The sequence below is a fragment of the Massilia sp. NBRC 108631 genome (genome assembly GCF_059704565.1).
Window position 1 is genome coordinate 42,310 of record NZ_BAAKJE010000297.1, and the last position, 7,015, is coordinate 49,324.

Below are 7,015 nucleotides of genomic sequence, written 5' to 3' on the forward strand. Positions count from 1 at the left end.
CGGCCGATGACGCCGGCATATTCTCCCTGGTATCTGCTGCTGCTCGCCGTCCCCATCCTGTTGCTGGGCGAATGGCTGCTGAAGCGGATACCGGTGCTGGCGCGCATCAATATTCCTGTTCCCGTCGCGGGCGGGCTGCTGTTCAGCGCGGCCTGCCTGTGCCTCAATTTGTCCGGGCTGGCCACGGTCGGTTTCGGCACCAAGGTCGACGCAGGCTGGTGGACCTGGCTGGTGACGCCGGATATCGAATGGCTGGCGCGGCCGGCCAAAAATCTCAATCTGCCGCTGCTGATCGCCTTCTTCACTTGCGTGGGGCTGGGCGCGCCGCTGCGCGTGCTGCTGGGCGGCGGACGCATGCTGCTGGTGCTGCTGCTGGCAACCACGGCATTGGCGGCGCTGCAGAATGCCGCCGGCGCGGCGGTGGCCGTGGCGCTGGGCGCGCCGGCCTTGCTGGGCGTGGCGTGCGGCTCGCTGACGCTGGTGGGCGGGCATGGGACCGCGCTCGGGTTCGCGTCGCGCTTCGAGCAGGCGGGGCTGGCCTCGGCGGCGGCCATCGGCGCCTCGGCCGCCACCTTCGGCCTGGTCGCGGGCGCGCTGCTGTCCGGCCCGCTGGGCGCATGGCTGCTGCGCAAGGTGTCGCCCATCGCGGCGCAGGGCAGCACGGCAACGGACGCTGCCAGCGATCAGCCGGGCCGCGCGGCGCCCCACCCGGCCGCCGGCGGGGCGGCAACCGGCATGACGGCACAAGGCGCCAGGGCGGCGCCTGCCGTGGCCCATTTTTTCGCGGACGCGCGCGCGCTTGCAGCGCTGGGGCGCGGCGCGCTGCTGCATCTGCTGGTGGTGGCCGCGTGCGTGAAGGCGGGCGCCTGGGTGAGCTTCGGGCTGGACCGCGCCGGCGCCGCCCTGCCCGCCTACATGGGCGCCCTGCTGCTGGGCTTTGCGGTGCGCGCCATCCATGATGCGCTGGGCGGCGCCTGGCTGCGCGGCGAGACCATCGCCCGCATCGCCGCCGTGCTGCTGCCGCTGTTCCTGGCCGTGACACTGGCCGCGCTGAACCTGGCCGACCTGGCCTCGGTGGCCGGCCCCATGCTGGCCATCCTGGCCGTCAATATTGCGCTGACCTTGCTGTTTTGCGCCGCCATCGCGTGGCCGCTGCTGGGCCGCAACCATGAAGCCGGCGTGGCCACGGCGGGGCTGGCGGGCTATGGCATCGGCTCGACCGCCACCGCCGTCGCCGCGATGGACGCCATCACCCGCCAGCGCGGCCCGGCGCCGCGCGCCACCACCATCGTGCCGCCCACCGGCGGCTTCCTGATCGACCTGACCAACGCGCCGGTGATCAGCGCCTTCCTGCGCATGCTGGGCTGACGCCGCGCCGGCAGCGGCTTACTTCAGCAAGCCCTCATACCAGCTCTTCTTGCTCTTCTCCACGATCACCGCCTGGTAGGCGCCGATGTCCAGCGCGCCCAACACCGGCCGCTGCATGCCGCCGGCCGGATGCCTGTACTGCATGGTGGGCCGCAGCGCCACGCCGGACGGCAGCATGGGCGGCTCGGCGCCGGCGTTGATGATCTTGGCGTTCTCGGTGGGCACCAGCACGTAGTTGGCGCGGTCGACGAACTCAACCTCCATGGCGGCGTGGTTGCGGCGCTGCACCGCCGCAGCCTGGTTGGTCACGATGCCCTTGCCGGCGAAGATATTGTTCTGGATATGCGCCGGCGTCTTGATGCGCTCATGCACGCGCACGAACACGCCGTTGCGCTTGTCGTCGTTGATGAAGGTATTGTTCACCACGTACAGCATGTCGTTCGGGCCGCTGGCCTCGTTGCCGTAGGCCAGCAGGGTATTGTTGTCGTTGTCGGCCGGCTGCTGGATCACGTTGCCCAGCACGTAGGCCGCGCCCGCGTTCGGCAGGTCGATCTCGAAGCTGGGCCGGCCGGCGGCGGTGCTGCCCTTCTCGCCCGGCGCCAGGCTGGAGAAGCGGTTGTAGGCGATGGTGTTGATGCGCGCGCGCGACTTCAGGTTGTGGCCGATGTTGGCGTCGTGCGAATAGTTGAAGCGGAACGTCAGGCTGGCCACATCCCCCACATAGATGTTGTGGGTCTGGCCGCTGCCGTCGCCGTTGCGCCCGAACTCGCTGTTCTCGATCACGATGCGGCTGGTGGGCGAGGCGCCGGTCAGCACGCCGTTCTCGTTGTCGTGCAGGAAGCTGTTCTTCAGCGTGAAGTTGTTGCCCTCGATGCGCAGCGCGGCGCCGTTCTTGTCGGACACCTTGGCGTTGAAGATCTCCACGTTGTCGACCGTCACGTCGTTGCCGGCGATGATCCACGCGCCCTTGCCCTCCGCGCCGCGCCCCTGCGCGTCGATGCGCGCGCGTCCGCGCATGCCGCGGATGGTGAGGAAATTGGGCGTGATGCGGCATACCTCGCCGGGATAGAGGCCGGCCTCGATCTCCACCGTGCGCCGCTGCGGGCGGCGGCAAACGCCAGGCAGGGCCGCGCATACGCCATGCCCGGTCCCACGGTCAGGGTCGCGGCCCAAGCGGCGCAAGGTGCGAAACTCATCGATACTGCGAGGGCCAGGCTGCGGGCGCGCAACGTCATCATGCAATTCTCCTGATAGTCGGAATCGCAATTTTACGCTGCCTGCGCACCGGTCCGGCAAGTGTCAGCGCGCGATTTCGTTCGGCAAGCGCCCGGCCTTGGGTCCGCGTATCTTGTTTTGCAGCTGGAGCAGACCGTACAGCAACGCTTCCGGCGTGGGCGGGCAGCCCGGCACATAGATATCGACCGGCACGATGCGGTCGCAGCCGCGCACCACCGAGTAGCTGTAGTGGTAGTAGCCGCCGCCGTTGGCGCACGAGCCCATCGACACCACGTAGCGCGGCTCCGGCATCTGGTCGTAGGAGCGGCGCACGGCGCGCGCCATCTTGTTGGTCAGCGTGCCGGAGATGATCATCAGGTCCGCGTGGCGCGGCGACGGGCGCGGCACCATGCCGAAGCGGTCCATGTCGTAGCGTGCGGCGGCAGCTTGCATCATCTCCACCGCGCAGCAGGCCAGGCCGAAGCTCAGGTACCACAAGCTGTCGCTCTTGGCCGCGTGCAGCAGGCCGTCCACCGACGTCAAGATAAAGCCGTCGCCTTCCAGCGTCGGCAAGCCAGTCGTTTCATTCATAGCACTCCCCTGTCGTTTCAGCACACGATAGCGGGAACGGCATGCGCTTCATTGTACCGACACGACAGCCGGGCAATGTCACCAGCCCTGCACCACCGCCGGCCGGGAATGCGCGTCGTAGCGCAGCAGGCGCAGCTCGCCGGTGTCCGGTCCCGCCATCAGGGCGCCCGGGGCCTGGCCCAGCAGGTCGCCGAAATCGCGCACCATGTGGGCCTGGTCGTGGTAGCCGGCATCCATGGCGATGCGGGTCAGCTGCCCGCGCGGCAAGGGCTGCGGGCACGACATCATCATCGCCAGCGCACGCGCATAGCGCGCCAGGCGGCGGCTGTCGCGCAGGTTCTGGCCGTAGGCGGCCAGGAAGCGCCGCTCGAACTGGCGCACGCTGATGCCATGCTGCAGGGCGATGCTCTCCGCCGGGCAGAACAGCAGTGCGGCGGGCAGGCGGAACGCGGCGCGCAGCGCATGCTCGCGGCGCGCGGCCAGCCGCAGCAGCCAGTCCGACATCAGCGCCACCCAGCGCGCCGCGTCGCGCGTGGCCAGCAGGCGCTGCTGCAGCTCCCGGTACGGCAGGCCGGGAACAGCATCGTCCAGCGGTACCGGCAGGTTGAGCAAAGCGTTCAAGGGCAGGCCGAACAGGCCGCTGAAGCGGGACGGCTCGATCAGCGCGCTGACGAAGGTGGTGCCCGGCTGCCACTCGGCCGGCATGGCACGCGACATGGGCCCGCAGACGAAGGGCCGGTTCAGCAAGCGCGGCTGGCCTTGCCGGCCTTGCTCTGGCGCAAGCAGCGAGCCGCCTTCGATGAAAAAGGTCAGCTGGGCCAGCGGCGACGCCGGCACCACCACCCGGCCCGCGCTGGCGTACTCGATGTGGAAATGATGCAGCAGCCCGGACAGCGCCGGCGGCGGCGGCAACGCCAGCCGCAGGGCCGCGCCGGCAGGGGGATATGGACAGTCCATGGCCGGATTATAGCCGTGGAAACAGTGTCCGGCTTGCACCCCGGCTGGGCTTGACTTAAAATCCACCACTCTGAAGCCGCATTGTGCAGCTTCCCGCTCTGGGCCGGCCACGCCTGACCAGCTATTCCCCATGCCAGTTTCTTCACGGTGACCCATTGGATACCGTTCCCATATGGGCGCAATTTCTTGCGCTTGCTTTCCTGATCCTGTGCTCGGCGTTCTTCGCCATGGCCGAAACCGCCCTGATGGCGGCCAACCGCTACCGTTTGCGCCACCAGGCCAAGCGCGGCAGCCGGCGTGCGCTGGCCACCCTGTGGCTGCTGGACCGCACTGACAAGCTGCTGTCGCTGGTGCTGATTGCCAACACGCTGATCAACGCCACCGCCATCGCGCTGGTCACGGCCATCGTGATCCACACCTTCGGCTACGACGAGTGGCTGATTGTGGCCTCCACCGCCTGCATGACCTTTCTGCTGGTGGTGTTCGCCGAGATCTCGCCGAAGATGATAGGCGCCACCTACCCCGAGCAGATCGCCCTGCCCACCGCCACCATCCTGCGGCCGCTGATGGCGGCCGCCAAGCCGGTGATCTGGTTCACCAACCTGTTCGTGGGCGTGGTGCTGAAGCTGTTCCGCATCAAGATGGGCACGCCGCTGCGCGACACCCGCCTGTCGCCCGAGGAGCTGCGCTCGCTGGTGCTGGAAGGCGGCAACTTCATCCCGCAAAAGCACAAGAGCATCCTGCTCAACCTGTTCGACCTGGAAGCCATTTCCATCGAAGACGTGATGACGCCGCGCAGCCAGATCGAAGCGCTCAACCTGGCCGCGCCGGTGGAGGAAATCGTGCAGCAGCTGACCACCTGCTACCACAACAAGCTGCCGGTCTACGAAGGCGAGATCAACCAGATCGCCGGTATCCTGCACGTGCGCAAGGCCATGGCGCTGCTGACCCAGGAGGACGAACTGACGGCCGAGCACTTCCGCGCGCTGCTGTCCGAGCCCTACTTCATTCCGCAGGACACCGGCGTGTTTGCCCAGCTGCAGTACTTCCAGGAGAACAAGGAACGCCTCGGCATCATCGTCGACGAGTACGGCGAAGTGCAGGGCCTGGTGACGCTGGACGATATCATCGAGGAAATGATCGGTGAATTTACGACATCAACCCCGGGCGCCGCGCGCGCCGACAGCTTCAACTGGACCGCGTCCGGCGACTGCCTGCTGGAAGGCGCCACGGCCTTGCGTGACATCAATAAGCGGCTGGGATTAAACTTCCCCCTGGACGGACCGAAAACATTGAACGGGATGCTGCTCGAATACTTGCAGGAAATTCCGGAGGCGGCCATCAGCGTGCGCCTCGGCGGTTGCGTCATCGAGGTGGTGCAGGTGCAGAACCAGGCCATCAAAGTCGTGAAATTGATACGGGCCGGCGCATAAGGTTGTCATAGATCGGCGCACGGTAGGGATCTTGCTTTACAAAAGTGATGCCTCCGGGCATCATCCGGTGGATGGCCCCGGTGCCAGCCTCCTTATGTAGTTTTCCTGACAGCGCGCTTCTATGGCAGCAGTTCAACCCAATACGGCGTCCAGCGCCCCCATGGCGGGACTGGCGCGGGCCTTGATGCAAGCCGGCCGGCTGACGCCGGTGCAGGCGGACGCGCTGCAAAAGAAGGCCTTGGCCGACAAGCTGCCGTTTATCGACACCTTGTTGGCCAGCAACGCCATCCAGGCCCGCGAGCTAGCCTCCTTCTGTTCCGAAACGTTCGCCTACCCGCTGATGGACCTGGCCGCGTTCAGCATCGACGCGCTGCCGCCCAAGATCATCGACGCCAAGCTGATGCAGGGCCAGCGCGTGATCGCCCTGTCCAAGCGCGGCAACAAGATGTCGGTGGCGATCTCGGACCCCACCAACACCCAGGCGCTGGACCAGATCAAGTTCCAGACCGAATCGCTGGTGGAACCGGTGATCGTGGCGCACGATGCGCTGCTGGCCATGCTGGGCAGCCTGGGCCGCAGCGCCGAGCAAAACCTGAACGAACTGGCCGGCGACGAGCAGGAAATCCAGTTCGCCGACGAAACCGAAGCGCCCTCGGCCGCCGCCGAGCAGGCCGCCAACGAAGTGGAAGACGCGCCCATCGTGCGCTTCCTGAACAAGATGCTGATGGACGCCGTTGGCATGGGTGCATCGGACTTGCATTTTGAACCATTCGAAAAGTTCTACCGCATCCGCTTCCGCGTCGACGGCGTGCTGATGGAACACGCGCAGCCGCCGGTGTCGATCAAGGACAAGCTGGTGTCGCGCATCAAGGTGCTGGCCAAGCTGGACATCTCGGAAAAACGCGTGCCGCAGGATGGCCGCATGCGCCTGATCGTCTCGCCCACCAAGACGGTCGACCTGCGCGTGTCCACCCTGCCGACCCTGTTCGGCGAAAAGACCGTGATGCGTATCCTGGACGCGACCCAGGCCCAGATGGGCATCGACTCGCTGGGCTACGACCCGGACCAGAAAGACCTGCTGCTGGACGCCATCCAGCGCCCCTACGGCATGGTGCTGGTGACCGGCCCGACCGGCTCCGGCAAGACGGTGTCGCTGTACACCTGCCTGAACATCCTGAACAAGCCGGGCATCAACATTTCCACCGCTGAAGACCCGGCCGAGATCAACCTGCCCGGCGTGAACCAGGTCAACGTCAACGACCGCGCCGGCCTGACCTTCCCGGTGGCGCTGAAATCCTTCCTGCGCCAGGATCCGGACATCATCATGGTGGGCGAGATCCGCGACCTGGAAACGGCCGACATCGCCATCAAGGCGGCGCAGACCGGCCACATGGTGTTCTCCACGCTGCACACCAACGACGCGCCATCCACGCTGACGCGTTTGATGAACA

General features: G+C 66.9%; 6 protein-coding genes. 3 read left to right on the forward strand and 3 right to left on the reverse strand.

Annotation, left to right across the window (positions count from 1 at the left end):
- Window positions 1–6 precede the first annotated feature (6 nt).
- Entirely contained in the window at window positions 7–1,368 is a 1,362-nt protein-coding gene (locus AC6H42_RS31980; RefSeq protein ID WP_057153373.1) for a sodium/glutamate symporter, read from the forward strand.
- Window positions 1,369–1,386: 18 nt separating this feature from the next.
- On the opposite strand, the gene AC6H42_RS31985 is transcribed toward AC6H42_RS31980, so the two are convergent.
- From AC6H42_RS31985 to AC6H42_RS31995, 3 genes are all read right to left on the reverse strand, one after another.
- On the reverse strand, window positions 1,387–2,550 hold the full coding sequence (locus AC6H42_RS31985; protein ID WP_497549823.1) for a right-handed parallel beta-helix repeat-containing protein: 1,164 nt from the start codon (window positions 2,548–2,550) through the stop codon (window positions 1,387–1,389).
- A gap of 117 nt (window positions 2,551–2,667) precedes the next feature.
- Window positions 2,668–3,174: a NuoB/complex I 20 kDa subunit family protein gene (locus tag AC6H42_RS31990; protein WP_057153372.1), complete on the reverse strand. Its 507-nt coding sequence runs from the start codon at window positions 3,172–3,174 to the stop codon at window positions 2,668–2,670.
- A 78-nt stretch (window positions 3,175–3,252) separates the two neighbouring features.
- Entirely contained in the window at window positions 3,253–4,131 is an 879-nt protein-coding gene (locus AC6H42_RS31995) for a helix-turn-helix domain-containing protein (protein WP_497549824.1), read from the reverse strand.
- Window positions 4,132–4,286: 155 nt separating this feature from the next.
- Between AC6H42_RS31995 and AC6H42_RS32000 the strand changes: the two genes are divergently transcribed.
- The gene (locus AC6H42_RS32000; RefSeq protein WP_057153370.1) at window positions 4,287–5,564 is read left to right on the forward strand and encodes an HlyC/CorC family transporter; all 1,278 of its coding nucleotides are present in this window, start codon (window positions 4,287–4,289) and stop codon (window positions 5,562–5,564) included.
- A 121-nt stretch (window positions 5,565–5,685) separates the two neighbouring features.
- Window positions 5,686–7,015: ATPase, T2SS/T4P/T4SS family (locus AC6H42_RS32005; protein ID WP_497549825.1), on the forward strand; the 1,330-nt coding region annotated here is incomplete at its 3' end.